Raw genomic sequence first — 21,230 nt, forward strand, 5'->3', positions numbered from 1 at the left:
ATGCTGAAAAAAGAACTTCGCCTGATCATCACATTCCGGGATACGGTCATGGCCATCCGTATGGAGAAGGCCATGAAGGAAGCCGGGCTTCCGGGCCGGATCATCCCACTTCCAGGTGCCATCTCCGCAGGCTGCGGACTATGCTTTATGGCACCGGTAGAGACGAGAAAAGTGCTGGAACAGGAAATGAAAAGGCAGGATATAATATGGGAACTGATCACAGAGATCATGCTGTAAAAATTGCCGCGGTGCTGCTTGCGGCGCTGCTCTCAGGCGGCTGCAGTCATGCTTCGTATGAGAAGATCACAGCTGCGGAGACGGTCGCGGAAACTGCGTCAGATATTGTGCTGGAGACGGAATCTGAAACAGAATTCAAAACAGGATCTGAAACAGGATCTGAAACAGAACCTGAAACAGACCGGTTAGAAGAAAACCCTAAAGCTTCTGATTCTGTGGAGCCGGCAGACGGTTCCATGACCATCCTGTTTTCCGGCGATGTACTTCTGTCTGACCATATTTTAAACGCGTACAGCCGGGCGGGCGGAATCTCAGGAGTGCTGGATCAGGGGTATTTGAGCGCAATCCAGTCTGCTGATTATTTTGCAGTCAACGAGGAATTTCCGTTCAGCAGCCGCGGCACCCAGGCACCGGACAAGCAATATACGTTCCGGCTGGCACCGGAAAAAGTTTCCCTGTTCAAAGAGATGGGGATTGATGCGGTGACGCTGGCGAACAACCATGCGCTGGATTATGGAACGGATGCACTGCTGGATACCTGTGAAATCCTGGACCAGGCAGGTATTTTGCATACCGGAGCCGGAAAAGATCTGGATACGGCGAAACAGCCGGTCCTGTTTGAGAAAAACGGACAGCGGGTGGCGCTGATCGGGGCAACCCGTGTGATCCCGAAGGCAGACTGGGCGGCCACAAAGGGCCATCCCGGAATGCTTTCTTCTTATGAGGTTTCGGTGGAGCCGCTGCTTGCACAGATTGCGGAGTGCCATGCCTCAGGAGATAAGGTTGTGGTTCTGATCCACTGGGGGATTGAGCGCGATGAGATGCCCCAGGAGTATCAGAGGGCACTGGCCAGACGTTATATCGATGCAGGAGCAGATCTGGTCATCGGAAGCCATCCGCATGTGCTGCAGGGCATCGAGTATTATAAAGGAAAGCCGATCTTTTACAGCCTGGGCAATTTTGTCTTTGGAAGCTCGATTCCGAAGACCATGCTGGTACAGGCTGCATTTACCGGAGACAGTCTGTCATTACAGCTGATTCCGGGAACTTCATCCGGCGGTTATACCCGCATGCTGACTGATGCAGAATCAAAAACGCAGTTTTATCAGTATTTGGAGGGGATTTCTTTTGGAGTCTCTGTGGGAGAAGACGGTATCGTCAGTCCGCAGCCCTGAGTTACGCCCCGTTCTTTGAAGCGCCTGGTGAGCGAGTTGAGCACCAGGCGCTTATTTGCGCTCCAGAGCGGCGCGATCAGCAGAGCTTTCGGCCCGTCTCCGGTGATGCGGTGAATGACCAGCTCCGGCGGAAGCAGGGACACACAGTCGATGACCAGATCAAGATATTCCTCCATGGTCATGACAGGAAAAGGATGCTGTTCATAAACCGTTGCCAGATCCGTGCCTTTTAAGACATGGAGCAGCTGCAGCTTGATGCCCTGGATATCCTGCTTTGCCAGATAGCGCACGGTCTCTAACATCTTCTCACGGTTTTCGCCGGGGAGTCCCAGGATCACGTGGACAATGGTGTCCAGCCTTCGCGCACGAAGCCGGGATAATGCGTCGGTGAAGGTGGAGAGCGGATAGCCGCGGCGGATAAAGACGGCGGTATCCTCATGGATGGTCTGCAGTCCCAGCTCAAGCCAGACCGGCTTTTCCCGGTTTACGCGGGCACACAGATCCAGCACCTCGTCCGGCAGACAGTCCGGCCTTGTGCCGATGGACAGTGCTACAATCTTGGGGTGACGGATGGCGGCGGTAAACAGTGCTTCCAGGTAAGAGAGCGGTGCGTAGGTGTTGGTATAGGACTGGAAGTAGGCAATGTAGGCATCCGGTGCGGAACCCATTTTGCGTTTGACACGGGAGATAGCTTCTTCAATCTGCTCATGGACCGCGGTGGTAATCAGGGATGCCTCGTTTTGAGCAGAACAGTCGGTTTTTAGATTCAGTGATACCGCAAAATCTCCGGAACCGCCCTCACTGCAGAAGATACAGCCGCGTGTTCCAAGTGTTCCGTCACGATTTGGACAGGTCATGTGCCCATCCAGGGCAATCTTGTAGACCTTCTGTCCGAAGCGGGATTTCATCTCAAAGTCCAGGGTGTGATAGGGGCTGCCGTTCCAGTTCATGAGTGTGAGTCCTTTCGTATCCGGATATTTCCGGTTTCTTTTCCATACAGTATACCATGCAACCGTAAAAAAACACAGACACACGAAAGAATATTGTATTGTCCGAAAAACATGCGGTGTGATATACTAAAAATATGGATATAATGGAGGAGGTTATCATGAACACAGCAAAAACTTTGGAATTGCTGCAATCAGAGGCAGCATATACCCGCATGTGTGAGTTATACGGAGCAGAAAAAGCGGAGGAGAATATCCGCCGTTATGGGGAACTGGTGAAGAAATTCCGGGAGAACTTTGGAGAGAACGATATTCTTATGTTCAGTTCACCGGGAAGAACGGAGATCAGCGGAAACCATACCGATCATAATCATGGCAAGGTACTGGCTGGAAGCATTAACCTGGATTGTGTGGGAATTGCCGCCAGGAATGAATCCAGCAGGGTAAATATCATCAGTGAGACCTTCCAGCAGAAATTTACCATTGATTTAAACGATCTTCAGCCGAGTGACAAGAAGGCCGGAACCGTAGATCTGGTGAAGGGACTGTTGAAGGGATTTCAGGAATCCGGCTATGAGGTTGGCGGTTTCGATGCTTATATCACTAGCAATGTCATCAGCTCTGCCGGTGTAAGTTCTTCTGCATCCTTTGAGATGCTGCTGTGTTCCATGTTAAACCGGTTCTTCAATGACGGACGCATGGATACCGTTGCTTATGCCCATATCGGAAAATATGCAGAGAATATGTACTGGGACAAGGCTTCCGGCCTTTTGGATCAGATGGCCTGCGCGGTAGGCGGACTTATTACCATTGATTTCCTGGAACCGGCTGCTCCAAAGGTAGAGAAGATTGACTTTGACTTTGCTTCCCGGAATCACAGCCTCATCATCGTGCAGACCGGAAAAGGTCATGCAGACTTAAGTGCGGATTATTCTTCTGTTCCGAATGAGATGAAGAAGGTAGCACAGTTTTTTGGCAAGGAGGTCTGCGCTGAGGTAACGGAGCAGCAGGTCATCGACAATATCCAGGAGGTACGTGCCTTTGCGGGAGACCGTTCCGTGATGCGTGCCCTGCATTTCTTTGAGGAGAACAAGCGGGTCGAGGCAGAGGTTGCAGCTTTAAAAGAGGGACGATTCGAAGATTTTCTGGCCAATATCACGGCATCCGGAAATTCTTCGTGGAAATGGTTGCAGAACTGTTATACCACAGCCAGCGTGCAGGAACAGGGAATTTCCATTGCCCTGGCACTTACAGAGCTGTTCATTGCGGAAAAACAGCGCGGTGCATGCCGTATTCACGGAGGAGGATTTGCTGGCGTGATCATGGCTATGCTGCCAAATGACATCGTGGACGAATACATTGACTATATCGAGCATGCCATGGGAGCAGGAAGTGCATACCGGATGAGTATCCGTCCGTATGGCGCAGTGTGCGTGAATGACATTATCTAAAACTTTCTTTTTTCGTCAATCTGTGATATGATGGCGGGCGGTAGTGATACCGCCCGTTTTTTGTATGATAGGAAATTGCGTCCTATCATACAAAAACGCTCCGCGAGGATGCGCACTCGGTGCAAAGGCAGATGGTTGCCGAAGCAACCGCGCCTCGGCGCGAGAATGTGCCAAGGCACATTCTTTTTTTATTATATTGAGGTATCACTCTGGACGGAAAAGAGGTTTAAGACAGAATTATGAAGCATTACAAAAAGATGATGCTCCTGATCTACGGGGCTTTGCTCTTGATCTGCATTGGAATCGTGTGGCTTCTTGGAGCGCTGAACCGGCAGGGCAATACCGGAAATAACCGGGAATCTACGGTTCAGGAGGACACCTCTCAGGCAGGCGAAACCCAGAATGAAAATGGAGCATCCGGAACCGAGAATGGAGCCGGTTTGGATGAGACCGGTAATGGCCTGGATGAATCAGAAGAGTATGAGGCAGAGCATAACACAAAAGAGACAGAGATAGAAGAGAAGCCTTATGAGCCGCCGACTCTGATGCTGGCTTCTGATCTTCATTATATGAGCAGCACCACCCACGATGACGGAAAAGCTTTCCGGAGCATGGTGGAGCACGATGACGGCAAGCTTGACCAGTACAGTGACGAGATGCTTGATACGCTGGTAGAAACGGCGATCGAGAATCATCCGACGGCTCTGGCCCTGACCGGGGACATCACCTTAAATGGTGAGCGGATCAACCATGAACTGCTGGCTGAGAAGCTGCAGAAGGTTCAGGATGCAGGCATTCCGGTGCTGGTGATTCCCGGCAACCATGATATCCGGAATCAAAACGCAGCCACCTATTTTGGTGAAAAACGGGAAGAGGCAGAGTATCTGGAAACGGGAGATGACTTTTATGAGATCTATCACCGGTTTGGGTATGACCAGTCTCCGAACCGGGATATGGCATCCCTGAGCTATGTGTATCCGCTGGATGCAAAGCACTGGCTTCTGATGCTGGATTCCTGTATTTATGATGACGGAAATCATGTGGAAGGGCGTATCAGCGAGGCAACACTCAAATGGATGGAAGTCCATCTCCGGGTGGCAAAGGAACATGATATTCAGGTGATCGTGCTGGCTCACCACAATTTGCTCCAGGAAAGCCGCCTGTTCACAACTCAGTGTGAAATGGAGAACGGGCCGGAGGTGACGGCACTGCTGGAGGCGTATCAGGTACCGCTTTATATCAGCGGACATCTGCACGTACAGCGGATCCGGGAGCATGTAACAGGTCCGGGACTGGAAGATGTGCAGAATGGTATCCATGAGATCGTGCTGAGTCCGTATTCCTTCCCCGGAAATCAGTACGGTATGCTGAGCTGGGACCTGGACGATACTATGACGTTTGAGACCCGGCATGCGGACGTGGCAGCATGGGCAAAGACACAGGGATCGAAAAATCCGGAATTGCTTAATTTTGCGGACTGGTCTTTACAGTATGGAAAATCTGTGATCCGGGAGCAGGTGAAGCAGACCATTACTCTGGTGCCGGATGATCTGAAGGAAAAGATGGCATCCCTGTATGCAGATCTATACTTCCCCTACTGCCTGGGTGAGGCAGTGCCATGGAGTGATGCAAAGCAGACCTCGGCCTACACTTTGTGGCAGCGCGTGGACCCGAAGGGAAAGAAGTTTAAGGAGATGCAGAGTATGGCAGAGGACAGTCGTGTGGCAAGACAGAGCTGGAACAGTGCCGGCAGTTAAAAACCGGAAAATCATACAATAATAATATTGTAATTGAGCCAGTCAGAATAGTGTTTGTTTTTCAGATGGGAACGAGTTATAGTCTCTCTGGCAGACAGGAGAGATTATGGCCCGTGACTGTGATGGTATTGAACAGTTACGGATTTTTGCAGAATTTGGGGGAGAATTATGGCTACACAGCAGATTGAAGATCCGGTTAAACGTAAGATTGCGGAATACGCACTGATCACCGTGAGCATCTGGATCATGGTCGTTGGAATTTATTTTTTTAAGTTTCCGAATAACTTTTCTTTTGGCGGCGTTACGGGCTTTTCGTCCGTGGTCAGCAGACTGACCGGCATGAATGCCAGTGACTTTACGTTCATAGTGAACACAGGACTTCTGGTCATGGGCTTTTTATTTTTGGGAACCGATGTTGGCATTAAGACGGTATACGCCAGCATGCTGATGTCCTTCAGCTTAAGCGCCCTGGACCGCTTTGTTCCGTTAGCAGGAACCATTACCGACCAGCCGATGCTGGAACTGATCTTTGCAATCTTCCTTCCGGCCGTTGGATCCGCAGTTTTATTTAACATCGGAGCGTCCAGCGGTGGTACCGATATCATTGCCATGATCTTAAAGGCACATTCCAGCATGAATATCGGAACGGCACTTCTGGTGGTGGATATTACCTCTGTGGTTATGTCCTTTTTTGTATTCGGACCGACTACCGGACTGTATTCCTCGCTGGGACTGATGGCGAAGTCCCTGGTAATTGACGGTGTCATCGAGAATATCAACCTTTGTAAATGCTTTCATATCATCTGTGATGATCCGGATCCGATCTGTGATTTCATCATCCGGGAGTTAAACCGCAGTGCCACTGTTTACAAGGCACAGGGCGCTTTTTCCCATCACAGCAAGACCGTTATTATGACAACCATGAAACGCAGTCAGGCCGTGCACCTGCGCAACTACATCAAGAAAGTGGAGCCGACCGCATTCATCCTGATCTCCAACTCCAGTGAGATCATCGGCAAGGGATTTTTAAGTAATTAAATACAGCATGAAAATGAGAAGACCACAGTAGTTTCCGGAAAGAAGCCACGGTGGTTTTCTGGCATATAATAGAGAAAAGAAGAATACTGGAGGAAGGAAGATGGCAGACAACAATCCGCAGCTTCAATCCGTGGATCGGTTTCAGAAAGCATATATAGAACAGGAAAAATATCATGAGAGAAAAGTCAGAACCATAAGAGTCATGATCCTGGTGCTGTTTCTCGCCCTGTGGGAGCTCTGTACAAGACTGGATATGGTGGATGATTTTATATTCAGCTCGCCGTCCAGAGTCTTTTTTTGTTTCCGGAAGATGGTGCTGGATGGCAGCATCTTTTCCCATATCGGCATCACACTGTTCGAAACGATTGTCAGCTTTCTGATTGTTACGATAATCGGAATTTCGGCAGCAGTCCTGCTGTGGTCCAGCCGGAGTGCATCGGAAATCCTGGAGCCGTATCTGGTGATGCTAAACAGCCTTCCAAAGTCCGCTCTGGCTCCTATGCTGATCGTGTGGATGGGAAGTCATGTGCATACCATCATCGCGGCGGCGGTTTCCGTAGCTGTGTTCGGTTCAATCCTGACGCTGCAGTCCGGATTTTCCTCTATGGATCCGGATCAGATCCGGTTGATCTATACTCTTGGAGGAACGAAGAAGGATGTGCTCACAAAGGTATTATTGCCTGGCTCTGTGCCTCTGATCTTGAGCAATATGAAGGTCAATGTGGGACTGTGTCTGGTGGGGGTGATCATCGGAGAATTCCTGGCGGCAAGGAGAGGACTTGGTTATCTTATTATTTATGGCAGCCAGGTTTTTCAGCTGGACTGTGTCGTGCTATCCATCGTGCTTCTGTGTCTTTTTTCTTCCCTGTTTTACCGGATGATTGCCGGAAGGGAATGACACGGCGGGACAGAGGAAGCCCTTTATTTTACAGAAATTAAGGGCTTCCTTTTCTCTGAGTTTGATGTTAAAATATCGGCTGGCATAGTAAAAAGAAAAAATTGTGCATAATTACAAAAAACCGTTTACATTTCATGGTATGTATGTTAATATCATATATGTAATCGGTTTCCTAAAATGGAAGCGAAAGAGGACGTTTTAAATGAATATTAAAGAACTGGCTAAGCGTGCAGGCGTTTCTTCTGCCACAGTCTCAAGAGTGCTGAATAACTCTGGATATGTAAAAGAAGAAACACGAAAAAAGGTGCTGGAAGCGGTGGAGGAATATCATTATGTTCCCAATGCGATCGCGCGGAACCTAAGCATCAATGACAATCCGAGTATTGGCGTGATCATTCCGGATATTGAAAATGAGTTCTTTTTTAAGGCCATCAGCGGAATCGGTGAAATTGCGGACAGCTATCACTACAACATCGTATATTTCGGAACGAATGAGACATTGGGCAAAGAGCATGAGTTTCTGAATGCAGCGATCAGCCAACGCCTGAAGGGCGTGATCATTGCGCCGGTCTCCCAGCTGGATACGGTTACAAAGGACAGTCTGCTCAAGCTGGAAGAATCCGGCATACCGGTTGTCCTTATCGACCGGGATATCCGGGGAGCACGCTTTGATGGGGTGTTTGTTGATAATTTTGGCGGAGCGTATGACGGCGTGGAGGCACTGATCCAGAATGGTCATAAAAAGATCGCTGTGATTGCCGGACCAGGCACTTCGAAGCCCGGAAAAGAGCGGCTTCAGGGTTACCGGCAGGCCATGGAGGATGCAGGGATCCCCGTACGGGAAGAATATGTTGCCTATGGGGATTTCAAGAGTGAGAAAGCCTATGAGTCAACAAAGTATCTGCTTGAACAGCAGGATCCGCCGACAGCAATCTTTTCATCCAACAATGAATCAACACTCGGGTGCTTAAAATATCTGACCGAGAAAGGCATGGTGCCGGGACGGGAGATCGCACTTTTGGGGTTTGATGATATCGAAACACTGAAAGTCATTGATTACAGGCTGTCTGTGGTGGAGCGTGATGCAAGACAACAGGGAATGGAGGCTATGAAGCTTCTCATGGAATGCTTTGCAGACAGTAAGAACCGGCAGCGCGGAAAAAGGATTCTGGTTCCGTATCGGGTCATTCTGCGAGGATCAGAAAAGAGTACGAAAGAAATGTGTATGTAAGATGCACATTTTTCTTTGAAACAATATGTAACCGGTTACATACAGAAGGAGAAATATTTATTATAAAGGAGAGAGTATTATGAACTTAAATCGCATGATCGATCACACAATGTTAAAGGCAGACGCAACAAAGGAAACCATCATCCGTTACTGCAGAGAAGCGAAGGAGCATGAGTTTGCATCTGTCTGCGTAAATACCTGCTTTGTTCCGCTGGTGGCTGACGAGTTAAAGGGCAGTGAAGTAAAGACCTGCTGTGTGGTTGGTTTTCCGTTGGGAGCCATGCTGACGACAGCCAAGGCTTTTGAGGCATCTGAAGCAGTAAAAGCCGGAGCCGATGAAGTGGATATGGTTATCAATATCAGTGCACTGAAAGATAAAGATGATAACTACGTGGAAGATGATATCCGTGCAGTGGTTGAAGCATCCAAAGGCGCAGTTGTAAAAGTGATTATTGAGACCTGCCTCCTTACGGATGAGGAGAAGGTTCGGGCGTGCGAATTATCTGTAAAAGCCGGAGCGGATTTTGTAAAGACTTCAACCGGATTTTCTACCGGTGGTGCTACTGTGGAAGACGTGGCGTTGATGAAAAAGACCGTTGGCGAGCGTGCAAAGGTAAAGGCAAGCGGCGGTATTCGCACACCGGAGGCGGCAAAGGCTCTGGTGGAAGCAGGCGCAGACCGGATCGGTGCCGGAAATGGAATTGTATTGCTGTAGCAGTTTGGGGATAAAAAGGAAAGAAGGAGACAGCTTATGGGGAAGAAAACAGTTGTATTTGGAAGCTTTGTTGTGGATCTGATGGGAAGAACCCCGCATCTTCCGGCGGCAGGGGAAACCGTAAAAGGAACCGTATTCAAAATGGGACCGGGAGGAAAAGGATTCAACCAGGGCGTAGCTGCTCATAAAGCCGGAGCCGATGTGACTATGGTAACAAAGCTTGGCCGGGATACTTTTGCCGACATTGCGTTAAATACTATGAAGGAGCTTGGCATGAAGCAGGACCGGATCCTGTATTCAGATGATACCGAGACCGGCTGTGCGCTGATCATGGTAGATGAAAATACCAGTCAGAACGAGATTGTAGTGATTCTGGGTTCCTGCAATACGATTTCTGATGCGGAGGTAGATTCTCTGGAGGATCTGCTGGATGGCTGTGAATATATGCTGACCCAGCTGGAAACGAATGTATCTTCGGTAGAGCGCATTGTGGATATTGCCTGCAAAAAGGGTGTTAAGGTTATCTTAAATACTGCGCCGGTACAGCCGATCAGTGATGAACTTCTCAGCAAGGTTGATCTGATCACACCGAATGAGGTAGAGGCAGAAATCCTGACCGGTGTGAAGGTTGACAGTGAAGAAGCGGCAGATAAAGCAGCTGAGTGGTTTTTCGGCAAAGGAGTAAAACGAGTGCTGATTACTCTGGGGGGCAGAGGTGTTTACATCAACACCGGAGATAAAAAAGGAATTATCCCGGCTTATAAGGTTAATGCAATTGATACAACAGGTGCTGGAGATGCCTTCAATGGCGGACTTCTGGCGGCACTGGCCGAGGATAAGGATATCTGGGAAGCAGCAGATTTTGCGAATGCGCTGGCTGCATTATCTGTTCAGAAAATCGGAACGACACCATCTATGCCGGTCAGAAGTGAAATCGATGACTTTTTAAATGCACATAAAAAATAGGGGGAAGAAATTATGCTGAAAACTGGAATTTTACATCCGCAGCTGGCAAGAGTGCTCGCGGAACTGCGTCATAAGGATACACTGGTGATCGGAGATGCAGGACTTCCGATCCCGAAAGGGGTGGAGCGCATCGATCTTGGATGGAGACCGGGAGATCCTGCCTATCTGGATGTACTGGAGGAAATCTTAAAATATATTGTGGTTGAAAAAGCTACCTTTGCGGATGAGGCACTCCGTGTAACGCCAGAGTTTCATGAAAAGGCAAAGGCGCTTCTTCCGGCGAAACTTCCGGTGGAGTATATTCCGCATACAGAATTAAAAGCCAGAAGCGCAAACGCGAAAGCAATCATTCTTACGGGAGAGTTTACAGGCTATACTAATGTAATCCTTACTGCAGGCTGCGCTTATTAGTGCAAGAAACCCGAAGGAGGCGGAAAATGGGGGATCGTGTTATATTGCGCCTGGAGGATATTGTTAAGACATTCCCGGGCGTAAAGGCTTTGGATGGGGTAAAGCTTGATGTGAAAGAGGGGGAGGTTCATGCGCTCTGCGGGGAGAACGGAGCCGGCAAATCAACCCTGATGAAGATCATTGCAGGCGCGCAGGGCTATACCTCCGGTCATATGTACATCAATGACCAGGAGGTGGTATTCCATTCAACCAAGGAAGCGGAAAAAATGGGGATTGCCATGATCTATCAGGAATTTAATATGGTTCCTGAGCTTTCTGTGGCAGAGAATATGTACCTTGGCAGACTGCCGAAAACACAGCTTGGGGTGGTTGACTGGAAAAAGCTTTATCAGGATGCGGATGAGGTTTTGAAAAAGCTCGGCTTAAAATTTGACTGCCGCAATAAAGTAAAGAATTTGTCGGTAGCAGAATCGCAGATGACGGAGATCGCAAAATGTCTGACGATCGGTGCAAAGGTTATTATCATGGATGAGCCAACTGCGGCACTGACAGATGAGGAAATTCAGATTTTATTCCGGATCATTGCGGAATTGAAGGCAAAGGGAATTTCTATTTTGTACATATCACACCGTATGGATGAAATTTTCCGGATTTCAGATCGGCTGACCGTATTCCGGGATGGAAAATACATTGCGACAAAAGCAATCGGAGAAACCGATTATGATGATGTGGTTTCCATGATGGTAGGACGGAGTGTGACCAACCTTTATCCGAAACGAAATTATGAAAAACAGGATGTTGCGATGGAACTTCGCAATGTAACCGGAAAGGGAGTACACGGTGTCAGCTTAAAGTTGCACAAAGGAGAAATTCTTGGTGTGGCAGGACTTCTTGGCTCCGGAACGATCGAACTATCCAAAATCGTATATGGTGCACTGCCGATGACGGATGGGGAAATTATCATCAATGGAGAGAAAAAAGATTGTTCCTCACCACGAAAAGCTTTAAAAGCAGGTATCGGGTTTGTCTCAGATGACCGCAAGCAGGAGGGACTGGTCCTGATCCGTAATATCCGGGAAAATATTTCCATGTCGTCTCTGGATAAGATCAGCAATGGTCTGTATCTGAATAAGGCAAAAGAAACAGAAAATATCAATGCAGAGGTAAAGCGCCTGAATATCAAGATCAGCAGTCCGGCTCAGCTTGCCGGAAAGCTGAGCGGCGGAAACCAGCAGAAAGTTGTATTCGCGAAGGTACTGGAGGCAGATCCGTCCATACTGATTCTGGACGAGCCTACCCGTGGTGTCGATGTGGGCGCAAAGGCAGAGATTTATCAGATTATGGATGAACTGACAAAGCAGGGAAAGAGCATTATTCTGATCTCAACGGATCTGCCCGAGGTGATCGGCATGAGTGACCGCGTGGTGATCATGCGTGAGGGATATACCGTTCTGGAAATTGATAAGTCAGAGATGAATCAGGAAAAAATATTAGCCTATGCGTCAGGAGGAGTCAGTGAAAATGAATAAGAAAAAATTAATCAATCAGATTAATATCTACCGCTCCGTGTTGATCCTTCTTGTGATCTGTGTATTTGCAACGATTTTGTCTCCAAGCTTTTTGAGTGTGACAAACCTGTTCAATGTTTTTAAGCAGATCACGGTAGCGGGAATTGTCGGATGCGGTATGACATTTGTAATTTTAACCGGTGGTATTGACCTTTCCGTTGGCTCTATTCTGGGATTATCCGGTGTACTGGCCTCCGGTGTGCTGGCATCGACCGGCAATACGGCTGTGGCTGTCGCAGTATCCCTGACAGTCGGTATTGCCTGCGGTGCAGTGAATGGATTTTTCGTATCTGTCTGTGGTATCCCGCCGTTTATTTCTACCCTTGGTATGATGACGTTGCTTCGCGGTGTGATTCTTGTATACACAAAGGGCTCGCCGATTCCGATCAAATCAGATGCCTACAAGTTCTTTGGTAAAGGCAGTATCGCAGGAATCCCGGTGCCGGTTATCATCCTCATCATTGTATTCTTATTGGCACATTATATCCTCACTCAGACCTCCTACGGGCGCAGTGTGTATGCGGTGGGCGGAAACCGCGAGGCAGCGCGTCTTTCCGGTATCCGGGTAAAAACCAGTGAGTTTCTGGTATATACCTTAAATGGTCTGATGTGTGGTATGGCAGGACTGATCCTGACAGCACGTCTTGGATCTGCGCAGTCCACAAGCGGAACAGGTATCGAGATGGATGCCATTGCAGCTGTTATTCTTGGGGGAACCAGCTTAAGCGGTGGTGTCGGATTCGTGCTTCCGACGGTAGTCGGCGCGATGATCATGGGTATTATTGATAACATCCTGACCCTTATGAATGTAAATCCGCATGCAACCAATATTGTGAAGGGTGCGGTGATCTTAATTGCAGTATTGGTGGACAAGAAGGTAAAGGATCTGTCTGCAAAGGCTGAATAAAAGGCGTAAATATCCCTGCGGGGAAAAATAAAAAAGGAGAATGTATTTATGAGAAAAAGAATGGGAGCAGCTTTTATGGCAATGGCAATGGTGTGCGCAGGCGTGACTGCATGTAGTTCAGGAGCCAGTGCACCGGCAGCAACAAAGGCAGAGAGCAAAGCAGAGGAGAAAGCCGACGAGAGTAAGGAAGAGACAGGCGGAGAGAAGAAGGATGGTTACGTGATCGGACTTGCAATGAATACGCAGACAAACCCGTTCTTCGTAGATGTAAAAGATGGTGTTCAGAAAGCGGCAGATGAGCATGGTATTGAGCTTTACATCACTGATGCACAGGATGATCCGACTATCCAGATGAAGGATGTGGAGAATCTGATCACGAAGAATCCGGACGCGATCATCATTGATACCTGTGATTCTGATGCAATTGTTTCTTCGATTGAGGCATGCAATGAGGCTGGTATTCCGGTATTTACCATGGACCGTGAAGCAAACGGCGGCGACGTTATTTCCCATATCGGTTACGATGCAATCAAATCCGGCAAGCTCGCAGGTCAGTTCTTAGTAGATTCCCTCGGTGGAAAAGGAAAGATCGTTGAGCTGCAGGGTATTATGGGTACCAATGTTGCGCAGCAGCGTTCGGAAGGTTTCAATTCTGTAATTGCTGAGAATCCGGATATGGAAATCGTTGCATGTCAGGTTGCGGATTTTGACCGTGCAAAAGCAATGAGTGTTATGGAAAACATCCTGCAGGCAAACCCTGAGATTGACGGATTATACGCTGCAAACGATGAGATGTTATTAGGTGCTCTGGAGGCTATGGATGCCGCAGGCAGGACTGCTGATATCGTTAAGGTTGGCTGTGATGCCATCGATGATACTCTGGAAGCAATCAAAGATAAACGTGTGGAAGCAACCATCGCAGAGCCGCCGTTCTTCCTTGGCAAAGCAATTCTGAACACTGCTTATGATTATCTTGAGGGCAAAGAGGTTGAGGCTCACGTTGTTCTGGATAATCAGCTTGTTACCCAGGATACCGTTGACAGTCTGGTAACAAAAGAGTGATCAGACACATTAAGATTCCCAACAGAATAAAGGCTCAGATCTAAATGGAACGCAGGGCTGCCGGACTTGAACCGGCAGCCCTGTTGTGTTGTGCGCCCTGTGCGCACGCTTCAAATGGAGTTTTTTTCTTGTTCCGTTCTGCGGCTTGTGTTATCATAATGTAAAACAGAATGGGAGATACATGCAATGCAGACATTAAACCAGGATATCAAAACAGGCGAATTCAAACAGATCTATCTTTTATACGGAGAAGAGGCATTTTTAAAGAACAGCTACAAGAACCGTTTAAAAGAAGCTATCATTGGAGACGATACCATGAATTTTGCCCGCTTTGAGGGAAAGGGACTGGATGTGGACGAGCTGATCCGCCTCGCGGACACCATGCCGTTTTTTGCGGAGCGCCGTCTGATCCTGGTGGAGGACAGCGGCTTTTTTAAGAGTGCGTCGGATGCCCTGGTGCAGTATCTGCCATCCATGCCGGATACCACTATTCTGCTGTTTGTAGAAACGGAAGTGGATAAGCGGAACCGTCTTTATAAGAAAGTAAAGGACATGGGATATGCGGCAGAGCTGAACCGTCAGGACAGTGCCCAGCTCGCAAGATGGGCCGGCGGAATTCTTACGCGGGAGCAGAAAAAAATCACGAAGCATACGATGGAGCTGTTCTTAAGCATGGCGGGAGATGACATGGAAAATATCCGCATGGAACTGGAAAAGCTCATCAGCTATACCCTGGGCCGGGAGGTCATCACCGATGAGGATGTCCTGGCGGTCTGCACAGTACAGGTGACAAACCGCATCTTTGAGATGGTGTCGGCTATTGTGAACCGACAGCCCAGAAAGGCGATGGACCTTTATGAAGATCTTCTGACATTAAAAGAGCCGCCCATGCGTATTCTGTTCCTGATCGCAAGACAGTTCAATCAGCTGCTGCAGGTAAAGGATCTGATGGGAAAAGGTATGGATAAGGGAACCATTGCTTCTAAATTGAAGATGCAGCCTTTCGTAGTCGGAAAGACCATGCCGCAGGCCAGGCAGTTTGGTAGAGAACAGATCCTTTCCTATGTGGAATTCTGCGTGGAGACAGAGGAAGCGGTAAAGAGTGGACGGCTGCAGGACCGGCTGGCAGTGGAACTTCTGATCACCAGAGAATATAATAGTTGATTTTTTTTCCCTTTGATTGTAGCATATTATCTATGCGGAGTTTGTCGAACAAAGTCGCACGAATCTGTTTGCCTTTGCCGGAGATCCGCGTTAAAATATAAACAGCATCGAAAGGAGAACGACAATGAACGGAGCAGACATCCGTTTTGTACATCTTGGAATTACGATCAATCATCTGAAAAGCAGTATTTCAGTATTCGGATTCCGGATTGCGTTTTATGGCATCATCATTGGAATCGGAATGCTGGCAGGGCTGTGGATCGCCCAGTCAGATGCAAAGCGCAGAGGGCAGGACCCGGAGCTGTATCTGGATTTTGCACTGTACGCGATCATATGTTCCATTATCGGTGCAAGATTGTATTATGTGATTTTTGAGTGGGACTATTATAAGAACAATCTGCTGCAGATTTTTAACCTGAGAGCCGGCGGTCTTGCTATCTATGGTGGTGTCATTGCGGGAACCATCACCATGATCGTCTACACACGGATGAAAAAAGTATCCTTTTTTTCCATGGCTGACACAGGTGTGCTTGGACTGGTTACCGGTCAGATCATCGGCCGGTGGGGGAACTTCTTTAATTGCGAGGCATTTGGCGGCTATACGGACAGTCTGCTGGCCATGCGGATCAGACGGGCTCTGGTGAATGATAATATGCTGAATGCAGATGTTCTGAACCACAGAATTGTGGAAAACGGGGTGGAATATATTCAGGTGCACCCCACCTTTTTTTACGAGTCCTGCTGGAATTTGTGCCTTTTACTCTTTATGCTGTGGTTTCGCAGATATAAAAAGTATGATGGACAGATGCTCTGGATTTATTTGCTTGGTTATGGGATAGGACGTTTCTGGATCGAGAGCCTGCGTACAGACCAGCTGATCCTGTTCGGAACCGGACTTCCGGTATCTCAGGCACTTTCCCTGGTCCTGATCCTGGTGGCAGCAGGAAACCTGATCTGGAGAGGATATCGGCACAGGCAGAAAACCTGACAGCAACAAAGCCATGACAAAGACGCAAAATCAAGCCATAAAACATGTCGCAGTATTGTTATGATGCACCTTGCACCATCTGACAACTGGAAGGAGAAAAGCAGACATGGAAATTTCCAAGGAGGAACTGGTTGTGTGTATTGAGCGTGCCAGAAAGAAACTGGATGGCAGTATTGCGAACAAAGACGATTACCGCTATATTTATGAAAACAGCATAGCGCTTGACCGCCTGCTTGAGATATACATCAGCATGGAATATTAATGAAAAGATTCTTAACAAAGGTTTAACATCCATTCCGGAAGGGTGTCCACAAAAGAAGTGTGGATATCCTTCTTTTTTTGACGATAATTCCTGGATTTTCCAGTCGTTTTTGTTAAAAAAAACTTGCTATTTTCTTACGCATGTACTAAACTTAGAATACAAGTGGTGGAAAGTGGCACAAAGTGGTTTGAAATGGTACAAAAGTGGCATATGTGGGTGCCAGATGACAGGGTAACAGGTGATTGATTATGTTCATGGGTGAATACAATCATACAGTGGACGCGAAGGGAAGACTGATTGTCCCTTCCAAATTCAGAGAACAGCTTGGAGACGAATTCGTTGTAACGAAAGGGCTCGATGGCTGTTTATTCGTCTATGAAAACACCGAATGGAAAGCTCTGGAAGAAAAGCTGCATGCCCTGCCTCTTACCAATGCAAACGCACGAAAGTTTTCACGCTTTTTTCTTGCGGGTGCTACTACCTGTGAAGTAGACAAACAGGGAAGGATTTTGCTGCCGGCTGTTTTAAGGGAGTTTGCCAAGATCGATAAAGACGCAGTGTTAGTCGGCGTAGGAAGCCGGATTGAGATCTGGAGCAGAGATAATTGGAATCAGTCAAACACCTACGACGACATGGAAGAAATTGCAGAAAATATGGAGGGTCTTGGAATTTAAGATGGCATTTGAGCATAAATCAGTATTACTGTATGAAACGGTTGACAGCCTGAACATCAGGCCGGACGGTATCTATGTGGATGGAACCCTGGGCGGAGGCGGACATGCCTATGAGGTCTGCAGACGGCTGGGAGAACATGGACGCCTGATCGGCATCGACCAGGATGCAGACGCGATCGCGGCGGCCACCAAACGCCTGGAGCCGTTTGCGGACAAGGTTACGGTGGTACGAAGCAACTATGAGAATATTGCTTCGGTCCTTCATGAGCTTGGTATTGAGAAGGTGGACGGCATTTATCTGGATCTGGGAGTTTCCTCCTATCAGCTGGATACTGCTTCCCGGGGCTTTACCTACCGGGAGGATGCGCCGCTGGATATGCGTATGGACCAGCGGAATACCCAGACGGCAGCAGATATTGTGAATACCTATAGCGAGATGGAACTTTACCGGATCATCCGTGATTATGGAGAGGACCGTTTTGCCAAGAATATTGCCAAGCACATTGTGCGGCAGCGTCAGGAAAAGCCTTACGAGACGACCGGAGAACTCATTGAGACCATAAAGGCCGCAATTCCGGCCAAAATCCGGGCAACGGGAGGTCACCCGGCCAAGCGTACGTTTCAGGCAATCCGCATTGAGCTAAACCATGAGCTGGATGTATTAAACTGCTCCATCGATACTATGATTGACCTCCTGAATCCGGGAGGACGGTTAAGCATTATTACCTTCCATTCGCTGGAAGACCGGATCGTGAAAAAACGCTTCCGGGACAATGAAAATCCCTGCATCTGCCCGCCGGAATTCCCGGTATGCATGTGCGGCAGAAAGAGCAAAGGCACTGTGATCACAAGAAAACCCATCGTGCCGGGGGAAGAAGAATTAGAATACAACAAGCGCTCGAAGAGTTCCAAGCTTCGGGTATTTGAAAGAGCATAAATAAAAGAGAATCTTACGTAAGAGAAAAAAGGAGGAATGAGTATGGCTTCGCACAGAGCAGCAAACCAGGGCTATGTGTACGGAACTGCAGCCAGAAATATGGCAGCAGAGAGGGAACGCACAAGAAAGCAGAGAGTGGTGCAGTACCGCCAGGATATGAGCCATACTGTCAGAAAAAATCAGGAAAAGGCACTTCAGATGAATCTGCCGTACGTGATCATGCTGACACTGGCAGCAGTCTGCGCGCTGTATATCTGTATCGGGTATCTGCATGTGCAGTCCTCCATGACCGCAAAGATCCACAACATTGAGACGCTGGAGCAGCAGCTGGAGCAGCTTCGCTCTGAGAACGATGCGCTGCAGACCCGCATCAATACCGATATGGACCTGGATCACATCTACAAGGTAGCTACAGAGGAACTTGGCATGGTATATGCCAACCGTAATCAGGTGTTATTATATGATAAAACGGAAAGCGAGTATGTAAGACAATATGAGGACATCCCAAAACACTAATCAGGATTCAAGGATGGGGGAGAAGCGAAGATCCGGTGCACGCCGGATCTTCACGAGATATATGCAGGAAAAGCTGGCGATCACAGTTATTGTGATTACGCTGGCTTTGTTTGCGTTAATCTATGTGTTGTATCACATCATTACCACAAAGCAGGACAGCTACAACCAGATCGTGCTGTCCCAGCAGCAGTATGACAGCCGTGTGCTGCCGTACCGGCGGGGCGATATCGTAGACCGCAACGGCACATATCTGGCAACTACGGAGAAGGTATATAATCTGATCATTGACCCGAAGCAGATCATGTCGGCGGAAACAGATTATCTGGACGCAACGGTCACGGCACTTGTCACGGTGTTTGATTATGATGAGACTGAGATGAAAAATCTGATCCGGGATAATTCCGGAAAGGCGTATCTGCGTTATGCGAAACAGCTTTCCTATGACCAGAAGGAAGCGTTCGAACAGTACCAGTCTGATACCAATAAGGCCAATGCCAAGGTGGATTCAAAGGCCCGTGTCAAGGGAATCTGGTTTGAAGATGAATTTAAACGGATCTATCCTTATAATTCCCTGGCCTGTAATGTGATCGGCTTTGCGACCAGCGATGGCGGCACGGGAAACGGCGGTATTGAACAGTCCTATAATGATTCACTGGTAGGTACCAATGGCCGGGAATATGGTTATCTGAATGATGATTCCAACCTGGAACGTGTCATCAAACCGGCAGAGAACGGAGATACGATAGTGTCCACAATTGATGTGAATATCCAGAACGCAGTGGAAAAGCGCATCAATGAGTGGATGTCAGATCCGGGTTCCGAGCATATCGGCGTTATGGTTATGAATCCCAACAATGGTGAAGTCCTGGCTATGGCTAACAATAGCATGTTTGATCTGAATAACCCGAGGAGCGCAGCAGACAGCTGCAGTGAAGAAGAATTGCGGACATACGGATTAAAGGAGGCTATGCAGACGTATAACCGCCAGCATAAGAAAACAGATGGCAGCACCATCACCACCGATCAGGTCCCGGAGCATTACTCAGCAGATGAGATTCGTTCTTTTGGCCTTCAGGTAGCCTGGAACCAGAAATGGCGGAATTATGATATCAGTGATACCTTTGAGCCTGGTTCTCCGTCCAAAATCTTTACGGTTGCGGCAGCTCTGGAGGAGGGTGTGATCTCTCCGAATGATACCTTCTATTGCGATGGCTATCAGGAGGTGGCGGGACATCAGATTAAGTGTACAGCCTTTCGGAAGGGCGGACATGGTATGCTGACTGCGGCGGAGGCCCTGATGGTTTCCTGCAATGATGCCATGATGCAGATTGCGGCCAAGATGGGAGCAACCACGTTTACCCGCTATATGACAGCCTTTGGGTTTGGCCAGAAGACCGGTATCGACCTGCCGGGTGAGGCAGATGCGAAGGGACTGGTGCGAAGTGCCAGCGAGATGAACTCTGCGGACCTGGCGACCAACTCCTTCGGACAGAACTATAACTGTTCCATGATCCAGATGGCGGCAGCCTACTGCTCTGTGATCAACGGAGGCTCTTATTATGAGCCTCATGTGGTAAAGCAGATCTTAAATGAACAGGGTTCCGTGGTGAAGGAAGTAAAACCGAAACTGGTCCGGGAAACAGTATCCGAGTCGACCAGCAACTTTATCAAGGATGCGCTGTTCCGCACAGTTTCTGAGGGAACCGGTAAGGCAGCGGCTGTAGAAGGCTATGAGATTGCCGGAAAGACTGGTACGGCAGAGAAAATTCCGCGTTCCGCGAAGAATTATCTGCTTTCCTTCTGTGGCTTTGCGCCGGCTTACGATCCGCAGGTGCTGGTGTACGTAACGATAGATACTCCGCACGTGGAGGATCAGCCGCACAGTACTTATGCCAGCGGGGTGTTCTCAAAAATCATGGGAGATATTCTTCCATATCTGAATGTATTCCCATCTGTAGACTTTGAGACACAGCAGAATGAGGCGGCTGCGCAGCTTCCGGAGGCAGAGGGTATCACTGACAACAGCGGGCTGACTTCAGAAACTGAGACACCGGAAGAGCCGAAGGTATATGAGACCGAAGAATATATTGAGCCGGGTGATGATTCTGATCTGCCGGAGGATGTGCCGGAGAGTACAGAAGACGGAGAGAATGGAGGCAGCTATGTGCTTCCGCCTCAGACGGTTTCGGAGACATCTGCTTCGGAGAACAGTAACGGAAGCGAAGAGACTTCTGCAAAGACGGCAGATCAGAACGAGACAGGCGCGCAGGAAAACCAGCCGGAGCGGGAAACCATGAGTGAAACATCTGCTGCAGGAGAATAAAAA

General features: G+C 48.5%; 21 protein-coding genes. 20 read left to right on the plus strand and 1 reads right to left on the minus strand.

The window, feature by feature from the left end:
* Both ACMP1L_RS06380 and ACMP1L_RS06385 read left to right on the plus strand, forming a co-directional pair.
* On the plus strand, positions 1–237 hold the full coding sequence (locus tag ACMP1L_RS06380; RefSeq protein WP_118732103.1) for a putative Se/S carrier protein: 237 nt from the start codon (positions 1–3) through the stop codon (positions 235–237).
* The gene (locus ACMP1L_RS06385) at positions 207–1,412 is read left to right on the plus strand and encodes a CapA family protein (RefSeq protein WP_418452396.1); all 1,206 of its coding nucleotides are present in this window, start codon (positions 207–209) and stop codon (positions 1,410–1,412) included. Before ACMP1L_RS06380 ends, ACMP1L_RS06385 begins: the two co-directional genes overlap by 31 nt.
* Here the strand turns inward: ACMP1L_RS06385 and mnmL are convergent.
* A complete protein-coding gene (gene mnmL / locus ACMP1L_RS06390) occupies positions 1,343–2,362 on the minus strand; it encodes a tRNA modification radical SAM protein MnmL/YtqA (RefSeq protein WP_418452398.1) in 1,020 nt (339 codons plus the stop codon). The two genes, ACMP1L_RS06385 and mnmL, sit on opposite strands and share 70 nt — an antisense overlap.
* 158 nt (positions 2,363–2,520) lie before the next feature.
* Between mnmL and ACMP1L_RS06395 the strand changes: the two genes are divergently transcribed.
* The 18 genes from ACMP1L_RS06395 (at position 2,521) to ACMP1L_RS06480 (ending at position 21,227) form a co-directional block, all read left to right on the plus strand.
* The gene (locus ACMP1L_RS06395) at positions 2,521–3,810 is read left to right on the plus strand and encodes a galactokinase (RefSeq protein WP_177304413.1); all 1,290 of its coding nucleotides are present in this window, start codon (positions 2,521–2,523) and stop codon (positions 3,808–3,810) included.
* Positions 3,811–4,049: 239 nt separating this feature from the next.
* Positions 4,050–5,567 carry a metallophosphoesterase gene (locus ACMP1L_RS06400; RefSeq protein ID WP_418452400.1) on the plus strand — a complete coding sequence of 506 codons (1,518 nt, stop codon included), beginning with the start codon at positions 4,050–4,052 and terminating at the stop codon, positions 5,565–5,567.
* Positions 5,568–5,735: 168 nt separating this feature from the next.
* Entirely contained in the window at positions 5,736–6,605 is an 870-nt protein-coding gene (locus tag ACMP1L_RS06405; protein ID WP_118732108.1) for a YitT family protein, read from the plus strand.
* 100 nt (positions 6,606–6,705) lie between these two features.
* Entirely contained in the window at positions 6,706–7,503 is a 798-nt protein-coding gene (locus tag ACMP1L_RS06410; RefSeq protein ID WP_118732109.1) for an ABC transporter permease, read from the plus strand.
* Between the two features lie 202 nt (positions 7,504–7,705).
* Complete coding sequence (locus ACMP1L_RS06415; RefSeq protein ID WP_418452402.1) at positions 7,706–8,734, plus strand: LacI family DNA-binding transcriptional regulator; 1,029 nt, start codon at positions 7,706–7,708, stop codon at positions 8,732–8,734.
* 79 nt (positions 8,735–8,813) lie between these two features.
* Positions 8,814–9,449 carry a deoxyribose-phosphate aldolase gene (gene deoC, locus ACMP1L_RS06420; protein ID WP_118732111.1) on the plus strand — a complete coding sequence of 212 codons (636 nt, stop codon included), beginning with the start codon at positions 8,814–8,816 and terminating at the stop codon, positions 9,447–9,449.
* A gap of 36 nt (positions 9,450–9,485) precedes the next feature.
* Complete coding sequence (gene rbsK / locus ACMP1L_RS06425; protein ID WP_118732112.1) at positions 9,486–10,415, plus strand: ribokinase; 930 nt, start codon at positions 9,486–9,488, stop codon at positions 10,413–10,415.
* 12 nt (positions 10,416–10,427) lie between these two features.
* Positions 10,428–10,826: a D-ribose pyranase gene (gene rbsD, locus ACMP1L_RS06430; protein WP_418452403.1), complete on the plus strand. Its 399-nt coding sequence runs from the start codon at positions 10,428–10,430 to the stop codon at positions 10,824–10,826.
* Positions 10,827–10,852: 26 nt separating this feature from the next.
* Positions 10,853–12,355, plus strand: coding sequence for a sugar ABC transporter ATP-binding protein (locus ACMP1L_RS06435; protein ID WP_118732114.1), 1,503 nt, complete (start codon positions 10,853–10,855; stop codon positions 12,353–12,355).
* Positions 12,324–13,301: an ABC transporter permease gene (locus ACMP1L_RS06440; RefSeq protein WP_118732115.1), complete on the plus strand. Its 978-nt coding sequence runs from the start codon at positions 12,324–12,326 to the stop codon at positions 13,299–13,301. Before ACMP1L_RS06435 ends, ACMP1L_RS06440 begins: the two co-directional genes overlap by 32 nt.
* A gap of 48 nt (positions 13,302–13,349) precedes the next feature.
* The gene (locus ACMP1L_RS06445) at positions 13,350–14,363 is read left to right on the plus strand and encodes a substrate-binding domain-containing protein (RefSeq protein ID WP_118732116.1); all 1,014 of its coding nucleotides are present in this window, start codon (positions 13,350–13,352) and stop codon (positions 14,361–14,363) included.
* A 186-nt stretch (positions 14,364–14,549) separates the two neighbouring features.
* Positions 14,550–15,527, plus strand: a complete 978-nt coding sequence (holA, locus tag ACMP1L_RS06450) for a DNA polymerase III subunit delta (RefSeq protein WP_118732117.1) — start codon at positions 14,550–14,552, stop codon at positions 15,525–15,527.
* A 124-nt stretch (positions 15,528–15,651) separates the two neighbouring features.
* Entirely contained in the window at positions 15,652–16,515 is an 864-nt protein-coding gene (gene lgt / locus ACMP1L_RS06455; RefSeq protein ID WP_418452405.1) for a prolipoprotein diacylglyceryl transferase, read from the plus strand.
* Between the two features lie 106 nt (positions 16,516–16,621).
* On the plus strand, positions 16,622–16,777 hold the full coding sequence (locus ACMP1L_RS06460) for a hypothetical protein (protein ID WP_177304654.1): 156 nt from the start codon (positions 16,622–16,624) through the stop codon (positions 16,775–16,777).
* 248 nt (positions 16,778–17,025) lie between these two features.
* Entirely contained in the window at positions 17,026–17,451 is a 426-nt protein-coding gene (gene mraZ / locus ACMP1L_RS06465) for a division/cell wall cluster transcriptional repressor MraZ (protein WP_118718949.1), read from the plus strand.
* A 1-nt stretch (position 17,452) separates the two neighbouring features.
* Positions 17,453–18,388: a 16S rRNA (cytosine(1402)-N(4))-methyltransferase RsmH gene (gene rsmH / locus ACMP1L_RS06470; RefSeq protein ID WP_118732119.1), complete on the plus strand. Its 936-nt coding sequence runs from the start codon at positions 17,453–17,455 to the stop codon at positions 18,386–18,388.
* A 42-nt stretch (positions 18,389–18,430) separates the two neighbouring features.
* The gene (locus tag ACMP1L_RS06475) at positions 18,431–18,904 is read left to right on the plus strand and encodes a septum formation initiator family protein (RefSeq protein WP_347560156.1); all 474 of its coding nucleotides are present in this window, start codon (positions 18,431–18,433) and stop codon (positions 18,902–18,904) included.
* A gap of 13 nt (positions 18,905–18,917) precedes the next feature.
* A complete protein-coding gene (locus ACMP1L_RS06480; protein WP_418452407.1) occupies positions 18,918–21,227 on the plus strand; it encodes a peptidoglycan D,D-transpeptidase FtsI family protein in 2,310 nt (769 codons plus the stop codon).
* The last annotated feature ends 3 nt before the right edge of the window (positions 21,228–21,230 follow it).

Origin of the sequence: Ventrimonas sp. (assembly GCF_048380235.1) — a bacterium.
Taxonomy (GTDB): Bacteria; Bacillota; Clostridia; order Lachnospirales; family Lachnospiraceae; genus Brotaphodocola.

Bases quoted from the DNA above. Each gene is read 5' to 3' on its own strand.
- ACMP1L_RS06380 (WP_118732103.1), top strand. From the start codon at position 1: ATGCTGAAAAAAGAACTTCGCCTGATCATCACATTCCGGGATACGGTC.
- ACMP1L_RS06385 (WP_418452396.1), top strand. From the start codon at position 207: ATGGGAACTGATCACAGAGATCATGCTGTAAAAATTGCCGCGGTGCTG.
- mnmL (WP_418452398.1), bottom strand. From the start codon at position 2,362: ATGAACTGGAACGGCAGCCCCTATCACACCCTGGACTTTGAGATGAAA.
- ACMP1L_RS06395 (WP_177304413.1), top strand. From the start codon at position 2,521: ATGAACACAGCAAAAACTTTGGAATTGCTGCAATCAGAGGCAGCATAT.
- ACMP1L_RS06400 (WP_418452400.1), top strand. From the start codon at position 4,050: ATGAAGCATTACAAAAAGATGATGCTCCTGATCTACGGGGCTTTGCTC.
- ACMP1L_RS06405 (WP_118732108.1), top strand. From the start codon at position 5,736: ATGGCTACACAGCAGATTGAAGATCCGGTTAAACGTAAGATTGCGGAA.
- ACMP1L_RS06410 (WP_118732109.1), top strand. From the start codon at position 6,706: ATGGCAGACAACAATCCGCAGCTTCAATCCGTGGATCGGTTTCAGAAA.
- ACMP1L_RS06415 (WP_418452402.1), top strand. From the start codon at position 7,706: ATGAATATTAAAGAACTGGCTAAGCGTGCAGGCGTTTCTTCTGCCACA.
- deoC (WP_118732111.1), top strand. From the start codon at position 8,814: ATGAACTTAAATCGCATGATCGATCACACAATGTTAAAGGCAGACGCA.
- rbsK (WP_118732112.1), top strand. From the start codon at position 9,486: ATGGGGAAGAAAACAGTTGTATTTGGAAGCTTTGTTGTGGATCTGATG.
- rbsD (WP_418452403.1), top strand. From the start codon at position 10,428: ATGCTGAAAACTGGAATTTTACATCCGCAGCTGGCAAGAGTGCTCGCG.
- ACMP1L_RS06435 (WP_118732114.1), top strand. From the start codon at position 10,853: ATGGGGGATCGTGTTATATTGCGCCTGGAGGATATTGTTAAGACATTC.
- ACMP1L_RS06440 (WP_118732115.1), top strand. From the start codon at position 12,324: ATGCGTCAGGAGGAGTCAGTGAAAATGAATAAGAAAAAATTAATCAAT.
- ACMP1L_RS06445 (WP_118732116.1), top strand. From the start codon at position 13,350: ATGAGAAAAAGAATGGGAGCAGCTTTTATGGCAATGGCAATGGTGTGC.
- holA (WP_118732117.1), top strand. From the start codon at position 14,550: ATGCAGACATTAAACCAGGATATCAAAACAGGCGAATTCAAACAGATC.
- lgt (WP_418452405.1), top strand. From the start codon at position 15,652: ATGAACGGAGCAGACATCCGTTTTGTACATCTTGGAATTACGATCAAT.
- ACMP1L_RS06460 (WP_177304654.1), top strand. From the start codon at position 16,622: ATGGAAATTTCCAAGGAGGAACTGGTTGTGTGTATTGAGCGTGCCAGA.
- mraZ (WP_118718949.1), top strand. From the start codon at position 17,026: ATGTTCATGGGTGAATACAATCATACAGTGGACGCGAAGGGAAGACTG.
- rsmH (WP_118732119.1), top strand. From the start codon at position 17,453: ATGGCATTTGAGCATAAATCAGTATTACTGTATGAAACGGTTGACAGC.
- ACMP1L_RS06475 (WP_347560156.1), top strand. From the start codon at position 18,431: ATGGCTTCGCACAGAGCAGCAAACCAGGGCTATGTGTACGGAACTGCA.
- ACMP1L_RS06480 (WP_418452407.1), top strand. From the start codon at position 18,918: ATGGGGGAGAAGCGAAGATCCGGTGCACGCCGGATCTTCACGAGATAT.